The sequence below is a fragment of the Brachybacterium sillae genome (assembly GCF_025028335.1).
Classification (GTDB): Bacteria; Actinomycetota; Actinomycetes; order Actinomycetales; family Dermabacteraceae; genus Brachybacterium; species Brachybacterium sillae.
Genome location: NZ_JAFEUW010000001.1, coordinates 1,166,447 through 1,192,533, shown reverse-complemented (window position 1 = coordinate 1,192,533; position 26,087 = coordinate 1,166,447). Strand labels below are relative to the sequence as shown.

At 73.1% G+C, this 26,087-nt stretch carries 17 protein-coding genes; 15 read left to right on the top strand and 2 right to left on the bottom strand.

Annotated features, from left to right (window positions below; genetic code table 11):
- Window position 1: 1 nt before the first annotated feature.
- From JSY14_RS05510 to JSY14_RS05480, 7 genes are all read left to right on the top strand, one after another.
- On the top strand, window positions 2–1,138 hold the full coding sequence (locus JSY14_RS05510; protein ID WP_259557779.1) for an aspartate-semialdehyde dehydrogenase: 1,137 nt from the start codon (window positions 2–4) through the stop codon (window positions 1,136–1,138).
- A 5-nt stretch (window positions 1,139–1,143) separates the two neighbouring features.
- Window positions 1,144–1,917 carry a TetR/AcrR family transcriptional regulator gene (locus JSY14_RS05505; RefSeq protein WP_259557778.1) on the top strand — a complete coding sequence of 258 codons (774 nt, stop codon included), beginning with the start codon at window positions 1,144–1,146 and terminating at the stop codon, window positions 1,915–1,917.
- Window positions 1,914–4,346, top strand: a complete 2,433-nt coding sequence (locus tag JSY14_RS05500) for a hypothetical protein (RefSeq protein WP_259559703.1) — start codon at window positions 1,914–1,916, stop codon at window positions 4,344–4,346. The genes JSY14_RS05505 and JSY14_RS05500 overlap by 4 nt, the downstream gene beginning before the upstream one ends.
- Before the next feature lie 32 nt (window positions 4,347–4,378).
- Window positions 4,379–4,777, top strand: coding sequence for a PRC-barrel domain-containing protein (locus JSY14_RS05495; protein ID WP_259557777.1), 399 nt, complete (start codon window positions 4,379–4,381; stop codon window positions 4,775–4,777).
- 12 nt (window positions 4,778–4,789) lie between these two features.
- Window positions 4,790–5,668, top strand: coding sequence for a glucose-1-phosphate thymidylyltransferase RfbA (rfbA, locus tag JSY14_RS05490; protein ID WP_259557776.1), 879 nt, complete (start codon window positions 4,790–4,792; stop codon window positions 5,666–5,668).
- A 159-nt stretch (window positions 5,669–5,827) separates the two neighbouring features.
- Window positions 5,828–6,841 carry a dTDP-glucose 4,6-dehydratase gene (rfbB, locus tag JSY14_RS05485; RefSeq protein ID WP_259557775.1) on the top strand — a complete coding sequence of 338 codons (1,014 nt, stop codon included), beginning with the start codon at window positions 5,828–5,830 and terminating at the stop codon, window positions 6,839–6,841.
- Window positions 6,842–6,894: 53 nt separating this feature from the next.
- Complete coding sequence (locus tag JSY14_RS05480; protein ID WP_259557774.1) at window positions 6,895–8,328, top strand: bifunctional dTDP-4-dehydrorhamnose 3,5-epimerase family protein/NAD(P)-dependent oxidoreductase; 1,434 nt, start codon at window positions 6,895–6,897, stop codon at window positions 8,326–8,328.
- Between the two features lie 36 nt (window positions 8,329–8,364).
- Here JSY14_RS05480 and JSY14_RS05475 read toward each other — a convergent pair whose 3' ends face one another.
- Entirely contained in the window at window positions 8,365–8,562 is a 198-nt protein-coding gene (locus JSY14_RS05475; protein ID WP_259557773.1) for a hypothetical protein, read from the bottom strand.
- A 1,311-nt stretch (window positions 8,563–9,873) separates the two neighbouring features.
- Between JSY14_RS05475 and JSY14_RS05470 the strand changes: the two genes are divergently transcribed.
- The 3 genes from JSY14_RS05470 to JSY14_RS05460 are packed head-to-tail and all read left to right on the top strand — an operon-like array spanning window position 9,874 to window position 14,578.
- On the top strand, window positions 9,874–10,881 hold the full coding sequence (locus JSY14_RS05470; RefSeq protein ID WP_259557772.1) for an AAA family ATPase: 1,008 nt from the start codon (window positions 9,874–9,876) through the stop codon (window positions 10,879–10,881).
- On the top strand, window positions 10,878–12,104 hold the full coding sequence (locus JSY14_RS05465) for a DUF58 domain-containing protein (RefSeq protein WP_259557771.1): 1,227 nt from the start codon (window positions 10,878–10,880) through the stop codon (window positions 12,102–12,104). The genes JSY14_RS05470 and JSY14_RS05465 overlap by 4 nt, the downstream gene beginning before the upstream one ends.
- Window positions 12,104–14,578 carry a transglutaminase TgpA family protein gene (locus JSY14_RS05460; protein ID WP_259557770.1) on the top strand — a complete coding sequence of 825 codons (2,475 nt, stop codon included), beginning with the start codon at window positions 12,104–12,106 and terminating at the stop codon, window positions 14,576–14,578. Before JSY14_RS05465 ends, JSY14_RS05460 begins: the two co-directional genes overlap by 1 nt.
- On the opposite strand, the gene JSY14_RS05455 is transcribed toward JSY14_RS05460, so the two are convergent.
- A complete protein-coding gene (locus JSY14_RS05455) occupies window positions 14,542–15,915 on the bottom strand; it encodes an NAD(P)/FAD-dependent oxidoreductase (protein ID WP_259557768.1) in 1,374 nt (457 codons plus the stop codon). The two genes, JSY14_RS05460 and JSY14_RS05455, sit on opposite strands and share 37 nt — an antisense overlap.
- A gap of 318 nt (window positions 15,916–16,233) precedes the next feature.
- On the opposite strand from JSY14_RS05455, the gene JSY14_RS05450 reads away from it, so the two are divergent.
- From JSY14_RS05450 to JSY14_RS05420, 5 genes are all read left to right on the top strand, one after another.
- On the top strand, window positions 16,234–18,636 hold the full coding sequence (locus tag JSY14_RS05450) for a bifunctional metallophosphatase/5'-nucleotidase (protein WP_285892251.1): 2,403 nt from the start codon (window positions 16,234–16,236) through the stop codon (window positions 18,634–18,636).
- A gap of 129 nt (window positions 18,637–18,765) precedes the next feature.
- Entirely contained in the window at window positions 18,766–21,528 is a 2,763-nt protein-coding gene (locus JSY14_RS05435; RefSeq protein ID WP_285892250.1) for an ExeM/NucH family extracellular endonuclease, read from the top strand.
- 156 nt (window positions 21,529–21,684) lie between these two features.
- On the top strand, window positions 21,685–22,881 hold the full coding sequence (locus JSY14_RS05430; protein ID WP_259557766.1) for an exonuclease SbcCD subunit D: 1,197 nt from the start codon (window positions 21,685–21,687) through the stop codon (window positions 22,879–22,881).
- Window positions 22,878–25,220, top strand: a complete 2,343-nt coding sequence (locus JSY14_RS05425; RefSeq protein ID WP_259557764.1) for an AAA family ATPase — start codon at window positions 22,878–22,880, stop codon at window positions 25,218–25,220. The genes JSY14_RS05430 and JSY14_RS05425 overlap by 4 nt, the downstream gene beginning before the upstream one ends.
- A gap of 374 nt (window positions 25,221–25,594) precedes the next feature.
- Window positions 25,595–26,056, top strand: coding sequence for an SbcC/MukB-like Walker B domain-containing protein (locus JSY14_RS05420; protein ID WP_349773619.1), 462 nt, complete (start codon window positions 25,595–25,597; stop codon window positions 26,054–26,056).
- Window positions 26,057–26,087: the final 31 nt, after the last annotated feature.

The following is a 26,087-nucleotide window of genomic DNA, read 5'->3' as shown; positions in this document are numbered from 1 at the left end:
CATGTCCGACGACGTTACGAGCAGCGCCCCCACGACCGGCGCCCCCACGACCAGTGACATCCCCGCCGGCGGCATCCCGGGCCGCACCGCGGACGGCCCCGTCATCGGCGTGGTCGGCGCCACCGGTCAGGTGGGCCGGGTGATGCTGCAGCTGCTGGCCGACCGCCGGGTGCCGCACTTCCGCCTCCGTGCCTTCGCCTCATCCCGTTCCGCCGGCTCCACCGTCCGCTTCGCCGGCACCGAGATCCTGGTGGAGGACGCCGAGACCGCCGACCTCACCGCCGACCCGGTGGACGTGGCGATCTTCTCCGCCGGCGGCGGCACCTCCACCCGGCTGGCACCGCGGTTCGCGCAGGCCGGCGCGGTGGTGATCGACAACTCCAGTGCCTGGCGGCGCGATGACCAGGTGCCCCTGGTCGTCGCCGAGGTCAACCCGCAGGCCGCCGAGGAGCGACCGCTCGGCATCATCGCCAACCCGAACTGCACCACCATGGCCGCGATGCCCGCGCTGAAGGTGCTGCACGACGCCGCCGGCCTCACCCGGCTGATCGTCTCCACCTACCAGGCGGTGTCCGGTTCCGGCGTGAAGGGCGTGCAGGAGCTCGCCGGGCAGATCCGCACCGGCGCCGACCACCTGGAGGACCTGGCGCTCGACGGCGCCGCCGTCGACCTGGGCGAGCCGCAGGTGTACGTCAAGCCCATCGCCTACAACGTGCTGGCCATGGCGGGGTCCCTGGTGGATGACGGCAGCGGTGAGACCGACGAGGAGCAGAAACTCCGCCATGAGTCCCGCAAGATCCTCGGCATCCCGGACCTCGCGGTGGCCGGCACCTGTGTCCGCGTGCCCGTCGTGACCGGTCATGCCGCCGCGGTGCACGCGGAGTTCTCCCGTCCGATCACCCCGGAGGAGGCCACACGGTTGCTGGCCGATGCCCCCGGGGTGACCCTCATGGACGTCCCCAGCCCCCTGGATGCCGCCGGCCGCGACGGCACCCTCGTCGGCCGCATCCGGCAGGACGCCTCCGTGCCGGAGGGGCGCGGCCTGGTGCTCTTCGTCGCGGCGGACAACCTCCGCAAGGGCGCGGCGCTCAACGCCGTGCAGATCGCCGAACTGGTTCTCAAGAATCTGAAGGGATGAGTAACGTGGCTCCCACCGTCCACGGATCCGGCGCCGGTCCCGTCCCCGTCGCCACGTCGATCTCCGACCGCGCCGGCGAGACCACCGCCGAGGCGGAGGCCTCCGCCCCCGCGTCCATGGACCCGCTGTCCCGCGCGATCGTCACCCTCGACGCCGTCGCCGGCGACGAGGCGCCCCGGGACCACTCCGGGTCCCGCGGCCGCCGCGCCGAGATCCTCGAAGCCGCCTCCGCCCTGTTCACCGAGACCGGGTACCACGGAACCAGCCTGCGGGATATCTCCCGCCGTGTCGGGATCTCCCACCCCGGCATGCTCCACCATTTCCCCTCCAAGGAGATCCTGCTGGGCTCGGTGATCGAGGTGCTGGAGGAACACGCCCAGACGGTCATCGACGACGCGGACCGGCTCACGCAGAGCCCGCAGGCGCTGCACGCCCTGTTCGACGGGGCCCTGGCACCGACCGATCCGCGGATCCGTCTGCTGGCGACCCTCGCCGGGGAGGCGGTCAGCCCGGATTATCCGGCCCGCTTCCGGGTCGCGCGGTTGCGCCGCGTCCACGAGCACATCCTGGAACGCGTCTTCGCCGCCTACGAGGGCAGGGACCTGCTGCGGGAGGGCATCGACCCGGCCTTCGCCTCCCGCACGATGGTGTCGCTGCTGCTGAGCCTCGCGGTGCGTGAATCCACCATCCGTTCGGTGCAGCCGGGCGCCGCCGGCGCGGCGGGCCCGGACCTGCATCGCGCGCTCGACATCATCCTCGCCGGGCAGGGGCGGGCATGAACCCGGCCCGGCCGCTCCCGCAGCCGTACGGCATCGGCGGAACCGACGGTGCCAGCGGGGAGGTGACCCTCGCGCCCTCCGGTCCTGCGCAGCTGCTCGAGGGTGACCGCGCCGAACGACTCGGCGTCGGGGTCGAGCGACAGGATGACGGCAGTGTGCTGCTGCGCCGCCTCGCGCCCGCCGCGGCCCAGCTGTACCTCGCGGTGGACCCGGCCCCGGCCGGCGGCACCGCGCCGGTGGTGCGCTGGGCGACGGACCTGGCGCGTCTGGTGCATGCCCGCCGCGACGCCGGGATCGCCCCCCAGCCGCACCATGGCACCGTGCTCGCGTACCTGCGCGGCGACGACACCGCCACCGGCCGCCTCACCTTCTTCCAGGGCATCCAGCGGCTCGACGCCCACGACGAGGTCCGGGTGCTGCCCGACGGCACCCTTCAGCGCCGACGCGGGGATGACCAGCCCGGGTCGGGGGCGGCCTCGGCCCGCCCCGCCGCGCCCGCAGCCCTCGCAGACGCCGTGACCGACGCCGTCGCAGCCATCGGCCCGGCCGATGTCCTGCTGCTGGCGGAGGACGACGCCTCCACCGCTCTCGCCGGTCGGGTGGCCGCCCGCCGGGCCGTGTCCGTCCGTGCCGCCTCCACCCGCAGTGCCGACGCCGCCCGGGAGGATCTCGGTCGTTCCCGCGTCTCCACCCTCGTGCAGCGCGGCGGCCTGGACCTGGAGGACGTGCGCCCGACCACGGAACAGTTCAAGAAGGACCTGCCGGACCTCATCCGCAGCCAGGTCGAGCCCTTCGAGGTCTTCGGTGTCTACGCGCACTACTGCGCCGTGCGCGCCGCTGCCCGTCTCGCCCCCGAAGGGGTGGTGGTCGACGCCACCGGGCCGATCGGTGCCGGGTTGGTCGGCACCTCCCGTCTGCAGGCCGGGTCGCCCGGAGTGGTCGGCCCCCGCCGTGAACGCTCCGGTGATGCCCTCGTCGGCCGGGTGACGGACCGCGCCGCGGGTCTCGCGCACCGTGTGCGGCAGGCCCGGCGGATGCTCGTCGAGGCCGATGCGCTGCTGGACCCGCGGTTCGTCACCGGCACCGCCGCCACCGGGCACCGTCCCGAGGAGCTCGGACGGGACCGCGACACCGGGGCGGTCGTCGCCGCCGCCCGCAGCGCCGTCCGTTTCCGGGTGCACCTGCGCATGCCGCTGCTCGATCCGGCCGTCCGCACCGCCGCCGGTCAGGACGGTCTCGCCTCCTATGCGGCCCTGGTCGATCCGGCACTGGCCACGGCCCGCTACGAGCGGACTGCGGCGATCGACGCCGAGGAGTGGACCGGTCGCCTGAAGGGCCTGTTGCACCAGGTCTTCCGCTCCGCTTCGTTCGCCGGTCGCCCGTGGGTGGTGCAGCGCGACGTGCTGGACGCCTTCGACAGCCTCGTCGCCCGTCGTCTCACCGGCATCGAGGTGTTCTGGCGCCTGTTCGTGCTGGAACTGTGGATGCGCACCTGGATCGACGCCGATCCCCGGGAGGCCGCCGGGCCGGCCGCCGGCGTGGATGGCGGCGTCGAGACCACCGACGGCATCACCGACTGGGACGGGGAGGACGACCACGGCCGCAGCCATGAGCCCGAGCCGAAGGAACCGCTGACTCCGAACGAGGGCAAGCAGCTGGACCTCGAGTTGACGGACCGGGAGGGCGGTCGCATCGCCCGCCGCTACCCGCTGCGCACCGCGAAGTTCTCCGCCGACTCCCGCCTCGTCGAGGATGTCGTCCCGTACGTCACCGGGTTCTTCGCGGACCTCGACGCGGCACTCGCCGCGGACGGCTCGACCGCGGCGGACCATCGCGAGGCCACCGAGGGACGCTCCTGGAACCTCACGATCAGCGAGAAGATCATCGCCATCATGCAGGGCCGCTCCTACTTCGTGTGGGACGTGAAGCCGTCCTGGTGGGCTCGGCAGCTGTCGCGGTTCGTCTCGCGCACTCCCGCCGGCATCGGCCTGGGGGACCCGGTCACCATGCACCTGGCGATCCAGGAGGCCGGCCTGCCGCGGGTGCTGCTGGCCTCCGCCGCCGGCGCCGCCGGGAAGCTGGTGCGTCGCCGCGGTCTGTTCTACCAGGTCGTCGGCGGGAACGTGCGGGCGATCGACGGCCCCACCGAGTACTCCGTGTACCCGGCGAACGTCTCCGCGAAGCTCCCGCCGAAGGACCCCGACCGGGTCGCCGAACAGCTGAACGAGGCGATCCGCGCGGCCCTGCCGGAACGCTGGGCCCGCACCTTCACCGGCACCGTGGTGATGGACGCCAACGACATCGGACGCAATACCCTCGGCAAAGCGGCCCCGCTCAGCGGTGCCCACTACGAGGGTCAGTTCGCCGACAATCCCCTCGGCCAGGGGCGTGAGCAGACGCCGATGGCCGTGGTGTTCGAGCGACCCTGACGACCGCGACCACGGACAGGGGAGGCCACCGGATGCCGACCACGCAGCAGCGACGCGCACGCCGGCGCGGGCTCACCGCCGCCCGCCCGGAGGTGCTCGCGCTCTCGGCCGCGCATGTGCTGGACCAGGAGGGCCGACGCAGCGGGCACGTCCACGACGTGTACCTGTCGGATGCCGACGGACGCCTGGAGGCGGTCGCCCTGCGGATGGGATGGTGGCGGCCCCGGCAGGTGCTGATCCCGGCGGAGGCGCTGATGATGGACGAGCACGGTCACCTGCGCGTGGCCGCGCCCCGTGCGCGGATCCGCCGGGGCCCGGAGGCTCCGGTGAACGGGCACCTGCCGCGGGCCGCCCTGGATGAGGCCCGCGTCGCCTTCACCCGGGATGTCGCGCCGCAGGCAGAGCCCGCGGGCCCCGCCGAGCCGTCCTGACATACTGGCCCCATGCGTGGCATCATCCTGGCCGGTGGCACCGGCTCCCGTCTGCATCCGCTCACCATCGGCGTCTCCAAGCAGCTGATGCCGGTGTACGACAAGCCGATGATCTACTACCCGCTGAGCACCCTGATGCTCGCGGGGATCCGCGACATCCTGGTCATCACCACTCCCCACGATTCGGAGGCCTTCCAGCGGGTACTCGGTGACGGCTCCCGTTTCGGCGTCTCCCTGACCTACACCGTGCAGCCGTCCCCGGACGGCCTGGCGCAGGCGTTCACCCTGGGGGAGGACTTCCTCGGCGGTGACCACGCCGCCCTGGTGCTCGGCGACAACCTGTTCTACGGCCAGGGCATGGGCACCCAGTTGCGGCGGTATGCACAGGTCGACGGCGCTGCCGTCTTCGGGTACTGGGTGGCCGACCCGACCGCCTACGGCGTGGTGGAGATGGATGACAACGGCCGCGCCGTCTCCCTGGAGGAGAAACCGGCTGCACCGCGCTCCAACCTGGCCGTGCCGGGTCTGTACTTCTACGACGGCACGGTCTCCGAGCGGGCGAAGGCCCTGAAGCCCTCCGCCCGCGGGGAGCTGGAGATCACCGACCTCAACCGCACCTACCTCGACGAGGGCCGTCTGCACGTCGAGGTCCTCACCCGTGGCACCGCCTGGCTCGACACCGGCACCTTCGACGATCTCGCGGCCGCCGGTGACTTCATCCGCACCGTGCAGAAGCGCCAGGGGCTGTCGCTCGGCGCCCCCGAGGAGATCGCCTGGCGGATGGGCTGGCTGAGCGACGACGAGCTGCGCGAGCTCGCCGAGCCGCTGGTGAAGTCCGGGTACGGGCGGTATCTGCTGGACACCCTGGAGCGGGAACGCGCGGAGCGCTGACCCCGAGGAGAACCCCCGGGGTGGGCTGCCCCACCCGGGTGGGGTCCCGGTCCTGTCCGGATCGCCCGAGATGGCAGGATGGGGGCGGTCGCGGATCCCCGCGGCGGATTCGGAGGACACGGTCATCACCCCGGCCGTTCATGGTGAGGAAAGGTCTCCATGCCCCGCACCCTGCTTGTGACCGGTGGCGCCGGTTTCATCGGTTCGAACTTCGTGCACTACGCGACCGAGCACACCGATGCCCGCATCATCGTGCTCGACAAGCTCACCTACGCCGGGAACCGGGCCTCCCTCGCCGGTCTCCCGGAGGACCGCGTGACCCTGGTGGAGGGGGACATCGCCGATGCCGACCTGGTCGGGCGCCTGGTCGCGGATCTCACCGGGCCGGACGACGCGATCGTCCACTACGCCGCGGAATCCCACAACGACAACTCCCTGTCGGATCCCTCGCCGTTCCTCACCACCAACCTCATCGGCACGTACACGCTGATCGAGGCCGCCCGTCGGCACGACGTCCGCTTCCACCACATCTCCACCGATGAGGTCTACGGCGACCTGGAGCTCGACGACCCGCAGCGGTTCACCGAGTCCACCCCGTACAACCCCTCCAGCCCGTACTCCTCCACCAAGGCCGGCAGCGACCTGCTGGTGCGGGCATGGGTGCGGTCCTTCGGGCTGCGCGCCACCATCTCCAACTGCTCGAACAACTACGGTCCGCGCCAGCACGTGGAGAAGTTCATCCCCCGGCAGATCACGAACCTCATCGACGGCATCCGCCCCCGCCTCTACGGAGCCGGTCAGAACGTGCGCGACTGGATCCACGCGGACGACCACTCCAGCGCCGTGCTGGCCATCCTCGACAGGGGCCGCATCGGGGAGACCTACCTGATCGGTGCCGACGGCGAGAAGAGCAACAAGGAGGTCGTGGGGCTGATCCTTGAGGCCTTCGGCCGGCCCGCCGACGACTTCGACCACGTCACCGACCGTCCCGGCCACGACCTGCGCTACGCCATCGACTCCACGAAGCTGCGCACCGAGCTGGGCTGGACGCCGTCCTTCAGTGACTTCGAGGCGGGTATCGCCGACACCATCGCCTGGTACCGCGACAACGAGGACTGGTGGCGTCCGCAGAAGGCCGAGACCGAAGCGAAGTACGCCCGCTCCGGTCAGTGACCCGCCGTCAGTGACCCTCCCCTTCGTCTGACGCCCCGGAAGGAACACCCGCCGTGTCCGATCCCCGCCCCCTCGCCGTGCACGAGACCCCGATCCCCGGACTCCTGGTCATCGACCTCCCTGTCTCGGGGGACAACCGGGGCTGGTTCAAGGAGAACTGGCACCGGGAGAAGATGGTCGCCGCCGGGTTGCCGGACTTCGGCCCCGTGCAGAACAACATCTCCTTCAACCAGGCGGTGGGAGTCACCCGCGGGATCCACGCCGAGCCGTGGGACAAGTACATCTCCGTGGCCACCGGCGCCGTGTTCGGGGCGTGGGTGGATCTGCGTGAGGGCGACAGCTTCGGCGCGGTCTACTGGCATGAGATCCGCCCCGATGTCGCGATCTTCGTGCCGCGGGGCGTGGGCAACGCCTTCCAGACCCTGGAGGCTCCCGCCGCGTACACGTACCTCGTGAACGACCACTGGTCGGCCGAGGCGCAGTCGCAGTACACCTTCCTGAACCTGGCCGATGAGACCGTGGCGATCCCCTGGCCGATCCCGCTGGAGGACGCGGAGCTGTCCGAGAAGGACCGGCAGCATCCGCGGCTCGACCAGGTCACCCCCATGCGCCCCACCACCTCGGGCCGCACCCTCGTCGTCGGTGCCACCGGTCAGCTGGGCCGTGCCCTCGCCGCCCTGTGGGAGGACCGCGACGACGTCGACCTCGTCGGCCGCGACCGCCTGGACCTCGGCGACCCGCACTCCGGCGCCGACCTGGATCTCTCGCGATACTCGACCATCGTCAACGCCGCCGCGTACACGGCGGTCGACGCCGCCGAGACCCCTGAGGGGCGTCGGCAGGCGTGGGCGGTCAACGTCGACGGCGTGGCGCGCCTGGTCGAGGCCGCGCGGCGCTCCGGTGCCACCCTGGTGCATGTCTCCAGCGACTATGTCTTCGACGGCACCGAGCAGGAGCACACCGAGGACGAACCGTTGACGCCGCTCGGGGTGTACGGGCAGACGAAGGCCGCCGGGGATCGCCTCGTGGCGACCCTCCCGCAGCATTACATCGTGCGCACCAGCTGGGTGGTGGGCGAGGGGAAGAACTTCGTGCGGACCATGCAGGCCCTCGCCGCGAAGGGCGTGGACCCGCAGGTCGTGGATGACCAGATCGGCCGTCTCACCTTCACCGACGACCTCGCCGCCGGCATCGACCACCTGCTGCGCACCCGCCCCGAGCCCGGGGTGTACAACCTCAGCAACAGCGGGGAGCCGACCTCCTGGGCGGGGATCGCCGCGGACGTCTTCGAACTCGACGGTCATGATCGCGGCCGTGTCGGCGCCGTCGCCACCGCCGACTACTACGCCGCCCAGGACAAGCGGGAGGGCGATGGACAGGTCGCCCCGCGGCCCCGGCGCTCTGTGCTGAGCCTCGAGAAGCTGGGCGCCACCGGGTTCACCCCCCGGGATCAGCGGGAGGCCCTGCGGGCCTACCTGCGTGCCTGACCCCGCGGCGCCCGCTCAGGCCCCGCGGTGCAGGTGTCATCGGCCGGCGAGGGCCGCCGCACCCCCGACGAGGAGCACCGCCCCGGCACCGCCGAGGGTGAGATCTGCACCGGTCATCGGCATCTCCTCGAGTGCGCCCGCCCTCTGCTCGTCACCGGGGGCCGTCGTGTCCTCCGTCGCGGCGGCCGCAGCGAACGCCCCGGCCATCCGCTCCACGGCCCCGCCCAGCAGCATCCCGGCGGCCTCGCCACCGGCCAGGGGGGGCAGTTCCGGGACGGGGCGCGGCCGGTGCCCCAGGGTCGTGCCGACGATCCGGGGCGGCGGGGGAGGGCTGACCCTGCGCTGGTCCGGTGACGTCCGCCGGGGTGTCACGCTCGGCGGCGTCCCCCGCACCGGTGCATGGGCCCTCGGTCCCGGGGGTTCCGGGGGCGGGCGAACCGGTCACCGGCGCATTGTCTCCGACGGGTGCCCCCGGTGCGGGGGAGGTCGGCCCCGCGGTGCTGGAACCGTCATCCGTCGGCGTCTCCGGGGAGGGCTGCGTGGGGGCGGAGCCACCCGGGGAGGGGTCCGCCGGGTCGCTGGGGTTCGGTGCGCTGCGCGAGGGCTCGCTGGGGACCGGCTCGCTGGGGGTGGGGTCACCGGGCGTCGGCTCGCTCGGCGTCGGCTCGCTCGGCGTCGGCTCGGAGGGAGCGGGATCCGAGGGAGTCGGCTCACTCGGCGTCGGCTCGCTCGGCGTCGGCTCGGAGGGAGGGGGATCGGAGGGCGCCGGAGCCGTCGGGGCCGGTTCCGGATCGGCAGGCGGGACCTGCTCCACGGTGCCGGGTTCCGTGACCGTCACGCGGGTGGAGACGTTCAGTGACCCGTCCGCTGAACGCAGCACCACCTCGTACTCCCCCGGAGCGTCGAGGCTGATCTCCTGGGTGATGGTGCCCGCCGAGCCCACCGACACCTGCATCTGGCCCTCCGCCGGACCGATCCACAGCAGCGTGCCCCTTGCTGCCCCCCTCCAGACCGCACCCCGTGACGGTCACCGGATCGCCCGCGGCGACCGCCTGCGGGGTGGCCTCCACGTACGCGCTCTCGCACACCGTCGGCAAGGCCGGAAGGAGAGCATGGGCCTGCGTCCGCGGGCCGGTTGCCGTCGCGGCGAACAGGCCGGTGGCTCCCAGGGCGGCGGTCGCCAGCGCCGCGGCGAGGCGCGGGCCGTGAGGGGGCGCGGGGCTCGACGGGCCGCGGGGACTCTCCTTGGGGCCGGGAGGGGGCACGATCCGACGGATCGCAGTCGATCGCTCCCGGCGGTATCGCGTCGGGCGCTCAGGCACCTCCCGGGAACCACCGTCCACAGTAGACGCGGGTCGGCACGCCCTCGCACCATCGGACGGCGGAGTTTGCCCGAAGTTTGCCGGTCCGCGAGAGACCGCCGACCCGCGGAGCGGAACGGTCCGGGACGATGACTGGACGTGCCCGGCGCGCGAGGTCGGCCGGACGCCCGGCCACGGTGGATCGGCTCGCGCAGGAGCCGGGGGAGGAACGTGCATGCGACGCATGGCGAGCAGGGAGGACCTCGGGCAGGAGAGCATGCCCGCCACGGCGGCGGAGGTCGAGGAGGTCGCCCGCACCGGCGAGGCCGTGATCGACGCCATCGGCACCGTCATCGAGGGCAAGCGCCCCGTGGCGGGCCTCGCGCTGCTGGTGCTGCTGGCGGGCGGTCACCTGCTCATCGAGGACGTCCCCGGCGTCGGCAAGACCATGCTCGCCCGATCCCTCGCCGCGACACTGGGTGCCACCAGTCGGCGCATCCAGTTCACCCCGGACCTCCTGCCCGGGGACATCACCGGGGCGAGCGTCTTCGACCAGTCCACCAGCAGCTTCGAGTTCCGACCGGGCGCTGTGTTCACCCAGGTCCTGCTGGCCGACGAGATCAACCGCGCCTCCCCCAAGACCCAGTCGGCCCTGCTGGAGGCCATGGAGGAGCGCCAGGTCAGCGTCGACGGCGCCACCCACCCGCTGTCGCGGCTGTTCATGGTCGTCGCCACCGCCAACCCGGTGGAGATGGACGGCACCTTCCGCCTCCCCGAGGCCCAGCGCGACCGCTTCCTGGCGCAGGCCTCCATGGGTTACCCGCAGCCCAGCGCCGAGGCGCGGATGCTCGCCGCCCAGACCGGGCCCCTGCGGGGGAACGCCCAGGAGCCCGTGGACCTGCTGCGGGCGGTCACCAGCCCCGAGCAGATCCTCCGCCACGCCGAGGTGGTGCGTCGCGTCCACGCCTCCTCCTCCCTGCTCGACTACGTGGTGAGGCTGGCCACCGCCACCCGCAGCCACCCGCAGGTGGTGCTGGGGGCCAGTCCCCGCGCCGCCGTCCACCTGGTGCGGGCCGCGAAGACCCACGCTGCGCTGCGGGGACGCCCGTACGCGGAACCGGAGGACATCCGCGCGATCATCGCCCCCGTGTGGCGGCACCGGCTCCACCTCGCGCCCCAGGGCGTCACCCGCGGGATCACCGCGGGCGACATCCTCGACGAGGTGCTGGCCTCGACCCCGGTCTCGGCGTGAGCATCCCGCGTCCGCTGCCCACCGGGCGCGGCCTGACCCTCCTGGTCCTCGCCGTGCTGCTGGGGACCCTCGGCATCGTCACCGGTCTGTACGCCGCCCGTGCCGCCGCCGTGGTGCTCGCCCTGGCGCTGCTGGTCGGCCTGCTGGCGGTGCTTCTGGGGAGCGGCGGGCGGGGCGTGCGACGGCAGCTGCGGGAGGACGCCGTGGAGGTGGGGGAGGAGACCCACCTCCAGCTCACCCGGACAGGTCGGGCCCCCTGGGGTCGTCTCACGGTGCGGCAGGCTCTCCCGCAGGCCCTCGGCGGCCCGGCCACGGTCCCCCTGGTGAATGGCCTGCAGGGGACCCTGCCGGTGCGGCACCGCGGCATCCACCCCCTCGGTGCGGTGGACCTCGATCTGCACGACCCGTGGGGACTGTGGCGGATGCGCCGACGTGTGCCCACCGGTGACGACGCTGTCATCGGTCTGCCCCGCTGGGAGCGGATCAGCGAGGAGATCGCCGCCGCCGCGGGCATCGCCCGCCGGGACGGCCGGAACGCCGCCGCTCCCCGCGGCGGCGGGGAGATCGGCACCTTCCCCCGGCCCTACGTCCCGGGAGACGACATCCGCCGCATCCACTGGCGCGCCACCGCCCGCACCGGGTCCCTCATGACCCGGGAGGACGAACCCGCGGAGGCGGACTGCGCCGTGATCATGCTCGACACCCGCCGCAGCACCCCTGCGGATGACCGCCTGGTGGAGCTCACCGCCAGCCTGCTGGAGACCCTCCGCACCCACGCCTGGACGGTGCATGTCCTGGACGCCGGGGGAGAGGAGATCACCCGCGCCGAACCCCGCAGCGGGCGGCAGGGGTCACCCCTGGGTGGGGAGGTCGACGCGGTCGCGGTGCGCCGCTCCCGTATCGCCCTGGCCCAGGTCGGCTTCGCCGGGGAGACCCCCGGCCGGGGGCGGGGGGACCTGCCGGTCGCCGGAGCGCTCGGGACCGGTGCCGTGCTGGCCGTGGCGGTGGTCGCGGCCGGCGCCGGGCGGCCCGATGCCGACGGTCTCGACATCGACCAGGTCGCGGGCCGCTCCGCTCGCCGCTGGGTGTTGGTGGTCGACCCGGCGACGCCGCCCGACGGTCCCGTGGAGGTCACCTCCCGCGGCCGGTGGGCCATCGCGCGGCTCGGCACCGCCACCTCCCTGGCGGAGGCCCTGCGCGCCCTCAGCAGCGAGGGGGTGTGATGACGACGCCGACGTCCACCACCGCGCCCGTCACCGCTGTCCCGTCCGCCGCGGGTGTGACGGTGCTGCGTGCCGCGCTGCTGATGGGGGCGGTGCTGCTGGCCTCGACCCCGTTCAGCCTGCTGCTGCAGGGCGGGAACTGGCTGCTGTGCCTGCTGGTGTGCCTGCTGGTGCAGGTCCCGCTCACCGCGTTGCTGCGCATCCTGCGGGTACGGCCGGTGCCGTCGACCCTGGTGCAGGCCACCGCCCTGGTTCTGATCGTCGTCGGCGGGCTCATCCTGCTGGGGCGCGTTCCGCTGCCGGACGCCCCGGCGCGCGCGCCTGCGACCCTCGAACGCGTCATCACCGTCCTGCGAGAGGGGGCGGAGGAGTTCGCGCAGGGGGTGGCCCCGCTCGCCGTCGACGGGCCCGGCCTGCTGCTGGTGCTCATCGTGAGCGGCTGTGCGGTGATGTCCCTGGCCCTGCTGTACCTCGAGCTCGATCTCGACCTGCCGCCCGCCCTGGTGCTGCTGGCGGCGGTGCTGGTGCCGGCGCTGATGAACCCCACCAGCATGCCGTGGTCCACCGTGGCCGGGCCGGCGCTCGGGGCGCTGCTGCTGTGGTGCGGTCCGACCCCGCCCCGCCCCGGCGGGGGGCCGCAGGCCGGGCCCGCGGTGCCGCGGCTACCCCGCCGCACCGCCCTGGCGACCGTCGGTTCCGCGGCGGGCATCGCCGCCCTCGCCCCGCTGCTCACCGACCGCCTGCCAGTGCCCCGTGCCCGCATCCCCGTGGACGTCGACGTCGTCAACGCCTGGCTCGGTCGCCCCTCGGCGGCGCTCGATCCGCAGATGATCGACGACACCATCTCCGTGCGCCGCGACCTGCTGCGGGCCGAGGAGACCGAGCTCTTGCGCATCACCACCCCGGCCGATCCCCCCGGTTACGTGCGGCTGCGGACTCTCACCCGGTTCGACGGCGTGGTGTTCTCCGCCGGGCCGCCCGGGGGCCGCGGACGCCGTCGACGCCGCGCCGACGACTGGGCGTCGTCGCTGACCGACACCGCCCTCGACGACGGACCGGACGACACCCTGGTGCCGTACGACATCACCGTCACCGCGCTCACCTCCGACCGCCTCCCGGTGCCGCAGGACCCGATCCGCTGGACCGACGCCCCGCTGCCCCCGCAGACGCTGCAGGACCCCCGCTCGGGGGAGCTGCGACTGCCCTCGCCCGAGGACCTCTCCGGCCGCCGCTACACGGTGCAGGTGCTGCCCCCCGGGACGCCGACCCCGCAGGACCTGGCCGCCGTCGCCTACGACGACCCGCAGCTGGCGGTGCCCCTGCAGGAGGGATACGTCTCCGCCGTCGACGTGCCCGAGGTGCTACGGGATCTCGCCGCCACCGTCACCCGCGAGGCGGGCGCCACCACCCCGTGGGAGGCCGCCCGCGCCCTGGTGGACCACTTCACCGCCTACGACTACTCGCTGACCATCCGCACCCGCCCCGATGAGGACCCCCTGGAGTCCTTCCTGCGCGACCGCATCGGCTACTGCGAGCAGTTCGCGGCCTGTTTCGCGCTCGCCATGACGTCCCTCGGAGCACCGGCCCGGGTGGCGATCGGTTTCACCTCCGGCACCGCCCAGGGCGAGCAACGGGTGATCACCAACCACCACGCCCACGCCTGGCCGGAGGTGTGGTTCGGCCCCGAGGCCGGATGGGTGCGCTTCGAACCGACACCCGCGGCCGCCGGGAACGGTGTCACCGATCCCGAGCGCGGTGCGGACGAGCCGGCTGCGGCCCCGGAACCGTCCCCGAGCTCGCAGGCGCCGTCCCCGAGCCCCTCCTCCTCGGCGGCGGAGACGCCCAGCAGCGAGGCCGCCGAACCGTCGGCATCGGCGGAGGCCGAGCCGACCGCGGGCACCGACGGCGGCGCGGGCGGCGACGGTGGTGGCGACGTGCTGGGTGTGCTCGGTGGGCTCGCCACGATCGGTGCGGCCGCCGGGGCTGTGCTGCTGCGGCGTCGGGGAGAGCTCGCCGCCCGCGAGGGGCGCTGGGAGCAGGCCTCGACCGCCGAGGATCCGACCGCGGCCGCGGCACACCTGGCCTGGCAGGAGATCGCCCGGCAGGCAGAGCGACGGGATCGGCGGCGGCCGGGTGGCGACGGCGCCGTCCTGGACGCGGCGCTGCCCGAACGGGAGGCGCTCACCGGGATGCTCGAGCGGCTGGAGACCGAGGGGGTCGAGGTCACCGAGGCCCACCGGGCCGCCGCCTCACGCATCGCCGAGGCCATCGTCCGGGCCCGCTACGCACCCCCGCCGGCGCGGGACGGGTACCGTGCGCCCACGGATGACTCCGGTGAGGCACCCCGGGAGGCCCGGGCCGCCGCACGGGCGCTTCGCGAGGACGCGGAGAGGCTGACCGAGCTGTTGCGGCAGCGGCCGCGACCGGCCGAGCGCGCTCAGCCCTCGGCGCCCTCCCCGAACCTGCGGTCCTGACGGGCCGCGTGGAACCGCTCCACGGCGCGCCGGGAATCGACCTCGCCGACGACCGGGTTCGGCTGATGGGTGGCACGGGTGCCGCCGTACAGGGACAGCAGGTTCGCCGCCACCGCCCGCTGGTTGCGGTGCCCCAGCAGTTTCGCGGTGTGCACACCCATCCACGCGAACCAGCTGAGGGAACCCGTCAGCGCCAGGTTCTTCCACGGCAGCTGGGTGATGGCGTCGCGGCGGCCGATGGTCGCCATGGTGCCGAGGTCCGTGTAGCGGAATGCCTCGCGCGGGCCGCCGGTGACGTCCGCGTGGATCATCTTCGCCACGTGCTTGCCGGTCTGGATCGCCGGCTGCGCCAGCTGCTCCAGGGGGTCGTCCTGGCCGGCGATGTCCCCGGCGGCGTACACCCCGGGGAAGCCCTTCACCTGCAGGGTGTCGTCGACGGCGATCCGTCCGCCGTGCTCCGTCAACGGCAGACCCCACTCGGCGACCTGCTGCGCGACCGCCACCCCGGCGGCCCAGATGGTGATGTCGGATTCCAGCACCTCGCCGTCCTCCAGCACCACGTAGTCGTATCCGACCTCCTTGACGCCCTTGCCGAGTGACAGCGTCACACCGCGCTCCTGCAGGGCCTCGGCCGCGTAGCGGCGCATGGGTTCGCGGAACGTCTTCAGCAGCTCCTTGCCGCGCTGCACCACACGGATGCTCAGGGTGCCCGGGTCCATCTCCGGGTAGAGGATGTCCAGCTCCTGCTGCCGGAAATCCGCCAGGGCGCCGGCGATCTCCACGCCCGTCGGGCCGCCGCCCACCACCGACACCGTCAGCAGATCGCTGAGGTCCGTGCGGCTGGTGCGCTCCAGTTCGGCGAAGATCCGGTCACGGATGGCGATGGCATGCGAGCGGGTGTACATCGGCATCGCGTGCTCCTCGGCACCCGGGGTGCCGAAGAAGTTCGTGGTGAGCCCGGTGGCCAGCACCAGATAGTCGTAGGAGAGCTCGGCGATGCGGTCCTCCCCCTCATCCAGCCGCACCACCTTCCGCTGCGGATCCACCCCGACCACCTCGGCCTGCCGGTACCGCATGTTCGGCACGTTGAGCGACAGCGCGCGCAGGAACATGGTGACGTCACCGGGGTTCAGGCCCGCGGTGGCCACCTGGTACAGCAGCGGCTGGAAGGTCTTGTACACGTTGCGGTCCACCAGGGTGACGCGCACGCGGGTGTTGCGCAGGCCGATCACGGCGTTCGCCCCGGCGAAGCCCCCACCGAGGATCACGACATGCGGCCAGTCCTGGCCGTCCGGGGCGGGAACGGTGCGGGGCCGGGTCAGCAGCGGCAGGTCCATCGGAACTCCTGTCGGCGAAGGTGCGCGGAGGGAGGCGCACGAGCCGGCGCGCGCCGGGGAGCACTCTAGCCAGCCACCCCGACAGGCGTCTCCGGGTCGGGCATCGAGGGGGAGCCGAGGGAACGGACACCCCCTCCGGGGTCCCGGACGTCCCTGCCACCGCGGGCCACCCCGAAGTGAACAGTCGGTGACAAACGGCGTCGCTGCGTCCCGAGCCCCTCCCGGCGCGGTGGGTTTCGGGAGACCATGGTCAGGTTCCGTTCACGGATCACTCATCCGTCGCCCAGGCTCGCCGCCGGGCCCAGCCCAGGAGTTCGCATGCGTCCTCTGTCGTCCCTGCTTCGCGCCCGCAGCGCTGCCGCCGGTGCCGGCCTGCTCGCGCTGGTCGCCGCCCCCGCACTGTTCGTCGCCCCGTCCGCCGTCGCCGCCGAGACCGGCGATCAGGTGACGCTGTTCAACATCAACGACTTCCACGGCCGGATCGAGTCCAGTGCCGTGCCGCTGGCCTGCACGCTCACCACCGAGCGTGCGGCTGCCGGGGAGAACACCGCGTTCCTCTCCGCCGGGGACAACATCGGCGCCACGGAGTTCGCGTCCTACATCCAGCAGGACGTCCCCACCATCGAGTACCTCAACGCGCTGGGCCTGCAGGCCTCCGCCGAGGGCAACCACGAGTACGACCAGGGGCAGGACGACCTCCGCGGCCGCGTGGACGACCTCGCCGAGTGGGAGTACCTCGCCGCGAACGTGTACAACACTGACGGCACCCGCGCCGCCACCCCGTACACCGTCGTCGATGCCGGGGGCGTCAAGGTGGCCGTGGTCGGCGCCGACACCGCCGGCACCCCGTCGCTGGTGTCCCCCTCCGGGGTGGAGGGTCTCGAGTTCCGTGATCCGGTCGAGTCCGTGAACGCGGCGATCGAGGAGCTGAAGGCCTCCGGCACCGCCTACGACGTCCTCGTCGTCGAGTACCATGACGGCTCCTCCGCAAGCGCGGACGCCGGCACCGCTCCGGCCGAGTCCGGGGACCTCTTCACCCGCATCGTCACCGAGACCTCCGCCGAGGCCGATGCGATCTTCAACGGCCACACCCACGCCACCTACGCGTACAACGCCCCGGTGCCCGGCCAGGACGGCGAGGTCCGCCCGATCGTCCAGACCGGTTCCTACGGCGACAACCTGGCGGCGATCACCCTGGAGCTCGGCGCCGACGGTGACTGGGACGTCACCGCCGACGGCACCCGCCTGGTGTCCACCGACGAGGCGAACATCGAGGCCTGCGACGCCGCCGCCGACCCCGTCTATGTCGAGGCGAAGCGGATCGCCGAGGAGGCCGCGGCCGCCGGCGAGGAGGCCGCCTCCGTCGAGGTCGGTTCCGTGGCCGGTGACATCACCACCGCCTGGGCCCCCGGCGATGCGCAGTACGTCGACGGGGTGTGGACCGCGTCGGTCGACAAGGCCAAGGGTGACGACCGCGGCAGCTCCTCCGCACTGTCGAACGAGCTCGCCGATTCCATGGTGTGGGCCACCCAGCAGGACACCTACGCCGGCCCGCAGGCCGACATCGGCATCATGAACCCGGGCGGCGTGCGCGCCGAACTGTGGTACGACCAGGCCGCCTCCGAGGGCGACGGGGTCGTCACCGCGGGCGAGGCCAACGACGTGGTGCCCTTCACCAACACCCTCGTCACCGGCGAGCTCACCGGTGAGCAGGTCGTGACCCTGCTCGAGCAGCAGTGGCAGCGCGACGCCGAGGGCAACGTCCCCTCCCGCGCCTACCTGCAGCTGGGGCTGTCGGACAACGTCACCTACACCTACGACGCCTCCCTCCCCGAGGGCCAGCGCATCACCGGCGTGACCATCAACGGTGAGCCGATCGACCTCGAGGCCACCTACACCGTGGTGGCCGCGAGCTTCCTCATGTCCGGTGGCGACAACTTCCACGTCCTCGCGGACGCCGCGAACGTCACCGACACCGGTCTGCTGGACCGCGACGCCTGGATCTCCTACCTGGGCGCCCACCAGGACCTCGCCGCCGACTACTCCCAGCGCGGGGTCGAGGTGCAGGACCTGGGTGGCACCGGGAGCGGCGAGGAGGATCCGTGGGTCCTGCGCCTGTCGGGCTTCGAGTCCCGCAGCCTGGGCGCCCCGCAGATCACCTCCGTCACGGTCGAGCTGCTCGACGCCGACGGTGAGGTGACCGGCACCTTCCAGGCCCCCTACGTGCAGAACGAGGAGACCGGCGAATGGGAGGCCGAGGTCGAGCTGGTGGCGCCGGAGTGCGCCCCGGCGGGTGACGACTACATGCTGCGCCTGACCGCGGTGGCCGACACCGGCACCGAGATCGCCTATGGCCCGATCGAGGTCACCCGCGAGGGCGACCTCCCGGCCGCCTGCGACGACTCCTCCGAGGATGACCCGAAGACCCCGGGCACGCCGGAGACTCCGGGGAAGCCCGAGAACCCCGGCAAGCCCGAGAACCCCGGCAAGCCGGAGCACCCCGGGAAGCCGGAGCACCCCGGGAAGCCCGAGAACCCCGGCAAGCCGACCACCGCGCCCGTCGCCCAGGTTCCGGTCCAGCCGCAGCCGACCCAGCCGCCGGCCTCGCAGGGTGAGCTGCCGCGCACCGGTGCGGAGGTCGCACCCTTCGCGATCGGCGCCGGGGCCCTGACCCTGGTCGGTGCCGGGGCTGTCGCCCTGCGTCGCCTCCTGCGTCACTGATCCCCCGGAGAACGGGGTCGAGCCCGCCGCTCGGCCCCGTTCTCCGTCTCCGGGCCCCGGCCCGTCCCCGTCCCGCGCGTCCTCCCCGCCTCCCACCTCCGTCCGCTCCGCGTTCCCAGGAGACCCCCCATGCGACCGATCTCGCGCCCCGCCCGCCTCGCCCGTCTGCGTCGCCTCGGCCCGGCCCTCGTGGCCGTCACCCTTGGTGCCTCCGTCCTCCCCGTCGGCCTCACCGCCGCCCAGGCCGCCGTGGTGACCCCCGGCGCGGTCGTCATCAACGAGGTGTACGGCGGGGGCGGCAACTCCGGTGCCACCTACACCCACGACTTCGTCGAGCTGCGCAACACCGGCACCGAGCCCGTCTCCCTCGACGGCTGGACCCTCCAGTACGCCTCGAAGACCGGCACCTTCAACAACTCCCTGGCGCTGAGCGGCACCATCGCCCCCGGGGACACCTTCCTCATCCAGCTCGCCCAGGGCGCGGGCGGCACCACCCCGCTGCCGGGCGCCGACCTCACCGGCACCATCAACGCCGCCGGCACCGGCGGCGTGTTCGCCCTGTCCGACGCCTCCGGGAAGCTGGCCTGCACCGGCACCACCTGCGCCACCGACCCCGCCGTGGTGGATCTCGTGGGCTGGGGCGGCGCCTCCACCTACTCCGGTGACGCCCCCGCGCCGGCCACCACCAACGCCACCTCCGTGGCGCGCACCGCCTCCACCGGGGAGAACTCCACCGACTTCACCGTCGGGGAGCCGACCCCGCAGCCCAGCGGCACCGCTGTGGAGGAGCCCACCCCGACCGATCCCACCCCGACGGATCCGACGCCCACCGACCCGGCCCCCGCGCCCCAGGTCGTGAGCATCTCCGAGATCCAGGGCACCGGCGCCGCCAGCCCGCTGGTCGGCCAGACCGTGACCACCGAGGGTGTCGTCACCGCGGTGTACGCGGAGGGTGGCCTCAACGGCTACGTGATCCAGACCGGCGGCACCGGCGGTGCCCTCGACTTCTCCAGCCATCAGGGATCCACCGCGGTGTTCGTGTACTCCCCGCAGACCGTCTCCCAGGTGGCCATCGGCGACTCGGTGCGCGTCACCGGCCAGGTCTCGGAGTACTTCGGCTCCACCCAGATCACCGTCCAGGACGGCGGCCTGACCAGGCTCGACGCGCCGCTGGAGGCCGTCCAGCCGCTGAGTCTCGACCTGTTCCCGACCGAGGAGGCGCAGCGCGAGAGCATCGAGCACATGCTCTACCTGCCGGGTGAGGGTGACTTCACCGTCACCGACGTCTACCCGACGAACCAGTACGGCGAGGTGGGCCTCGCCATCGGCGATCAGCCGCTGCGCCAGCCCGGCGACGTCATGATCCCGGGCGCGGAGGCCACCGCCGCCTACGAGGCGCTCGCCGCGCAGAAGGTGCTCCTCGACGACGGACGTACCACCAACTTCTCCCGCAATCCGCAGCAGCCGATGAGCTGGCTGACCACGGAGGAGCCGGTCGTCGTCGGCGCCTCCACCACCTTCACCCAGCCGGTGATCGTCTCCTATGGCTTCGACGCCTGGCGTCTGCAGCCGACCAGCCCGTGGACCTCCGCCGCCACCGACGGGGTGACCTTCGGCGATGCCCGTGAGGAGACCCCGGAGAACGTCGGCGGGGATCTGCAGCTGGCCACCTTCAACGTGCTGAACTACTTCACCACTCTGGGGGAGAACACCCCCGGCTGCACCCCGTACACGAACATGGACGGTGACGGCACCAACGTGCGCGGCGGGTGCGACCTGCGCGGTGCCTGGGGTGCGGACGACCTCGAGCGCCAGCAGACGAAGATCGTCGAGGCCATCTCCACCTCCGGCGCGGAGGTCGTGGGGCTGATGGAGATCGAGAACTCCGCGCGGCTGGGGGAGACCCCCGATGAGGCCACCGCGACCCTGGTGGCGGCGCTGAACGCCCGCGACGGCGAGGGCACCTGGGCGTACGTCCCGACGGCCGACGCCTACGCGGCGCAGGGTCGCGACGGCGGCCAGGACGTGATCACCAACGCGATCATCTACCGCACGGCGGCCGTGACCCCGGTCGGTGGGGCGCAGATCCTCGCCGGTGACCCGGCCTTCGACAACGCCCGTGAGCCCATCGGCCAGGTGTTCGCCCCGGTCAACGCCGAGGGCGAGCAGGGTGATCCGTTCCTCTTCGTGCTGAACCACTTCAAGTCGAAGGGCTCCCAGGACGCTGAGGACGCCGGTCTCACCCCGGATCCGGTCCAGGGCAACGCCCGCACCTCCCGCATGCAGCAGGCGAAGGCGCTGTCGGCGTGGGTGGCGGAGCGTCAGGCGGCCCTCGGGGTGCAGGACGTCTTCCTCGCCGGTGACTTCAACGCCTACTCCCAGGAGCTGCCGCTGCAGCACCTGTACGAGCAGGGCTACGTCAACCTCGGTGCCACCTACGATCCGGAGGGCTTCAGCTACACCTTCGGCGGCATGGTCGGCTCCCTGGACCACGTGATCGCCAATGCGTCCGCCGCGGAGCGCGTGACCGGGGCCGACCACTGGCACATCAACGGTGGTGAGTCGCCGATGACGCAGTACTCCCGGTACCGCAACAACGTGACGGACCTGTACGAGCCCACGGTCTTCGGGTCCTCCGACCACAGCCCGCTGGTGGTCGGCCTGGACGGCGAGTTCCCGGCCCCGCAGCCGACCGATCCGGAGCCGACGGACCCGGAGCCGACGGACCCGACCCCGACCGATCCGACGCCCGAGCAGCCGGGGAAGCCCGGGAAGCCGGAGAACCCGGGCCGTGGCCTGGGGCGTGACAAGGGCGCCGGCCACCCCGGCCGCGGCGCTGACCACGCCTCCGAGCAGGGCCTGACCCACGGCAAGGGGCTGCAGCGTCGGTGACCGCTGACCCCTCAGCCTCGAGCGCCCCGGTCCCTGTGGCCGGGGCGCTCGCCCGTCGCCTGGGGTTGGCCGACGCGGTGGTCGCGGCCGGTCTGCTGCTGCGGTGGGGGAGGGCGCGGGCTTCGTCTGTCGGGGCCTCGTCGTAGCCTCGGCGGCATGAGAATCCTCCACACCTCGGATTGGCATCTGGGGCGCACCCTGCACGGGCATGAGCTGCACGAGCACCACGAGGCCTTCCACCGGGAACTGGTCGCCACGGTGCGAGAGCGGCAGGTCGACGTCGTCGTGATCCCCGGGGACGTGTACGACCGGGCGATCCCCCCGGTCCAGTCGGTGACGCTGCTGTCACGCACCCTCGCGCAGCTGGCGGAGATCACCACCGTGGTGCTGACCCCCGGCAACCACGATTCCGCCGCACGCCTCGGCTTCGGCCGCGAGATCATGCGAGACGGCATCCATCTGCTCACGGACACCCCCGGGATCGACCACCCCGTCACGGTGGAGGACGAGCACGGCCAGGTGCTGTTCTTCGGGCTGCCCTTCCTGGAGCCCGACATCACCCGCCACTCCCTCGTCGCCGAGGGGGAGGACCCGCTCGGCCGCAGCCATGAGGCGGTCACCCGGGCCGCGATGGCCCGCGTCCGCGCGCGGCTCGAGGAGCGCACCGCCGCGCTCGCCGGCGAGGGTCGGCCGCGTCCGCGCTCCGTGGTGCTCGCCCACACCTTCGTCGCCGGAGGCGTCGAATCCGAGTCCGAACGGGATCTGACCGTCGGCGGGGTCGACACCGTGCCCGCGAGCGTGTTCACCGGCATCGACTACGTGGCGCTGGGGCACCTGCACGGGTGCCAGGACCTCTCCGGTCTGCTGCGCGACGCGGGTGGGGCGATGTGGTACTCCGGCTCGCCCCTGCCGTACTCCCTGTCGGAGCGGAACCAGCGCAAAGCGATGCTGCTGGTCGAGATGGGTGCCGACGGCGTCGAATCGGTGCAGCGGCTGCCGATCACGCAGCCCCGCCGGATCGTGGAGCTGACCGGCACGCTCGACGAGATCCTCGCCCAGGGGGAGGTGCACGGTGACGACTGGGCGGCCCTCACCGTCACCGACCGGGAACGCCCCGCCCACCTGCAGGAACGCCTGCGAGCCGTCTTCCCCCACCTGCTGCTGGTGCATCACCGGCCCGAGGGCCGCGAGCTCGCCGCGCGGGTACGGGAGGTGCGCGGGGAGCAGGATCCGATGGAGGTCATGGGGGACTTCCTCGCCCACGCCACCGGTGGGCCCGCCGATGCGCAGGACCTGGAGATCCTCGAAGGCGCCTGGGGCGCCGTCCGTCGACGTCAGCAGGAGGCCTCATGAGACTGCACCATCTGCGGCTGCGGGGCATCGGCCCGTTCCGCGACGAGATGCGCATCGACTTCGCGGCGCTCGGTGCCTCCGGAACCTTCCTGTTGGAGGGGCCGACGGGGTCGGGGAAGTCGACGATCCTCGATGCCGTGGTGTTCGCGCTCTACGGGGGTGTGGCCGGGCAGGGGCTCGGCACCGACCGGATCCGGTCCCAGTTCTCCGCGCCCGACGAGCCCTCGGTGGTGGACCTGGTCTTCGAGACCGGCAGCGGCATCTACCGGGTGTTGCGCAGCCCCCAGTTCGAGCGGCCGAAGAAACGCGGCACCGGCACCACCACACAGCAGGCCCGGGCCCTGCTGTGGCGGTTGTCGTCCCCGGAGCTGATCCCGGCGGCGATCGCCGACACCACCGGCAGTGGCGCCGGGGTGGAGGTCCGTGCCACCCGGTTGGATGAGGTCGGTGCCCAGATCCAGGGGGCCATCGGTCTCACCCGCGAACAGTTCACCCAGACTGTGCTGCTCCCGCAGGGGGAGTTCCAGCGTTTCCTGCGGGCCGACACCTCCGAGCGCCAGCGGGTGCTCACCCGCGTGTTCGGCACGGAGATGTATGAACAGATCGAGAAGGAGCTGGAGGATCGCCGCCGCACCGCCCGGGCGCGGGAGGCCGATGCCCAGGTGCTCCTCGCGAAGGCGGTGGAGCGCTTCACCGAGGCCTCCGGCCTGGATGCCGTGCCCGGACCGGCGGACGACGATCACCCGGGAGAGCAGGCAGGGGAGGACCGCGAGCACGCTGATGCCGAGGACGAACCCCTGACCCTCGCGGAGCACGTGGAGCGGCGCGACCTGGCAGCCCTGCAGGCTGATGCCACCGTGATCACGACGATCCTCACCGAGCGCGCCACCGCACTGCAGCAGCAGGCCGAGGCCGTGGCCCGGGAGCTCACCTCCGCCCGGGACGCCCACCACCGGCAGGGCGAGGAGCTCGCCCGCCTGGAGCGTCGCCGCACCCTCGACGAGCTCGCCGACCGCCTCACCCGGCAGGCCCCCGCCATCGAGGAGGACCGTGCCCGGCTGCTGCTGCATGCGGCCGCTGCGCCCGTCGTCGAGGCTCTCAGCCGCCGCGATGAGGCCGCCGGTCGGGCCGACCGTGCCCGGACCCACCTCGAGGACCTCACACACGCAGCACAGACCACCCACCCCGACCTCGCCGCCCTGGTGGCGCAGCCGCAGGCCCTGCAGACGCTCGCGGCCACCGCGGAGGAGGACACCGCCGCCGCGGGACGTCTCAGCGCCCTGGTGGAGCTGGAGGCATCCCTACCCACCCGAGAGACCGAGATCGCCGCGACCAGACGGGACCGGGATGAGGCTCGTGAACGTGCCGCCCGCCTCACCGAGCAGCTGGCGGACCGCCCCGCCCAGCGGGAGGCGATGGAGCAGCAGCTCGAAGCGGACCGCACCGCCGCGGCGGACCTCGCCCCCGCCACGCGGACGGAGCAGACCGCCCGGCAGCGCCTCGCAGCCGCCCGGTCCGCCGACCGCCTGGAACGTGCCGTCGCCGACGCCGAGAAGGCCCTCGAGGCCGCGGGACGCACCGCCCAGGTGGCGATCGACCGGGAGCATGACCTGCGGACCCGGCGCCGCGCCGGGCTCGCCGCGGAACTCGCCACTGGGCTCACCGACGGGGAACCCTGCGCCGTCTGCGGGTCCCGGGAGCATCCCGAGCCGGCCGCCCCCCAGGACGGTCACGTGGATGAGGAGACCATGGACGCGGTGGAGCAGCTGCGTCGTGACGCCGAGACCGCTCTGGCCGCTGCCCGTTCCGCGCGGGACCGCGCCCGGGATCGTCACGAGACCCTGCGCGAGCAGGCGGGAGACCTGACCGTGTCCGCCGCCGAGAAGGCCCATGCGCAGGCCCGCGAGGCGATGCGCGCGGCCGAGCAGGCCGGGGCCCGCGTCACCCGCGGGGAGCAGCAGCTGCGTGACCACGAGGCCGCGACCCACGCCTTGGAGCAGCAGCGCCAGCAGCAGATCTCCCGGGTAGAGGCCCTCACCGACGCCCTCACCGAGGCCACCGCCCGTCTGGAGGCCGATCGGCTGACCGTCGCCGAGGCCCGGGGGAGTCGGCCGGCATCTTGGAGAAGGTTGAAGCCCACAGGCGCCGCGCCGGTGTCGCCCGCGAGCTGCGCGAGGCCCTGGTGGCTGCGGACCAGGCTCGCACCCGCTGGGAGGAACTGCGCACCGAGGCCGAGCGTCACCGTGACGAGGCCCGCCGCTCCCTCACCGACCAGGGGGCCGACCCGGCTGTGGTCACCGAACTCGACAGCGACGAGGGGGTGCGCCGCAGCGTCCTGACCGCTGCGCAGCGGAAGGAGCGTCAGATCCGCGTCGACCAGGACCGGGTGGACCGCGCACGGCTCGAGGAGGGCCTCGCCGCACCGGGGATCGCGGATCTCACCGCCGACGAGGACGCGCTGGCCGCCGCGCGTGCCGCGCTCGCCCGCACCCAGGAGCAGGTCACCCACCAGGAACAGCAGGCCACCGCCGCCCAGGCCCGGGCCGCCACCGCCCGCCACACCGCCGACCGCACCGCCGGCGCCCGCGCGAACCTGCAGAACTCCGTGCAGCAGGTGGAGACCGTGACCCGGGAGGCCGGAGCGATCATCCGCGTGGCCGACCTCGCCACCGGCAACGCCGGGGACCGGGTGCGCCTGTCGACGTACGTGCTGATGCGCCGCTTCGAGGACGTGGTCGACGCCGCCAACGCGCGGCTCACCCGGATGGGTGACGCCGACCTCGAACTCGTGCGGGAGGACGCCACCAGCGGACGCGGCCGCACCGGCCTCGACCTGCGGGTGATCGACCGCCGCACCGACCGCTCCCGCCGCCCGGAGACCCTCTCCGGCGGGGAGACGTTCATCGTCTCGCTCGCACTGGCGCTGGGCCTGGCCGACACCGTCAGCGCCGAGGCCGGAGGCGTCACCATGCAGACGCTGTTCATCGACGAGGGCTTCGGCAGCCTCGACCCGGAACGCCTCGACGGCGTCATCGAGGAGATCTCCCGCATCGCCGAGGCCGGGCGCAGCGTCGGCATCGTCTCCCACGTGGCCGAGCTGAAACAGCGGATCCCCGACCGCATCAGCGTGAGTCGGCAGGCGGACGACACCTCCACCCTCACCGTCACCGCCTGACCGCTGGTCACCCCGGCCCGGGGTGACGCCG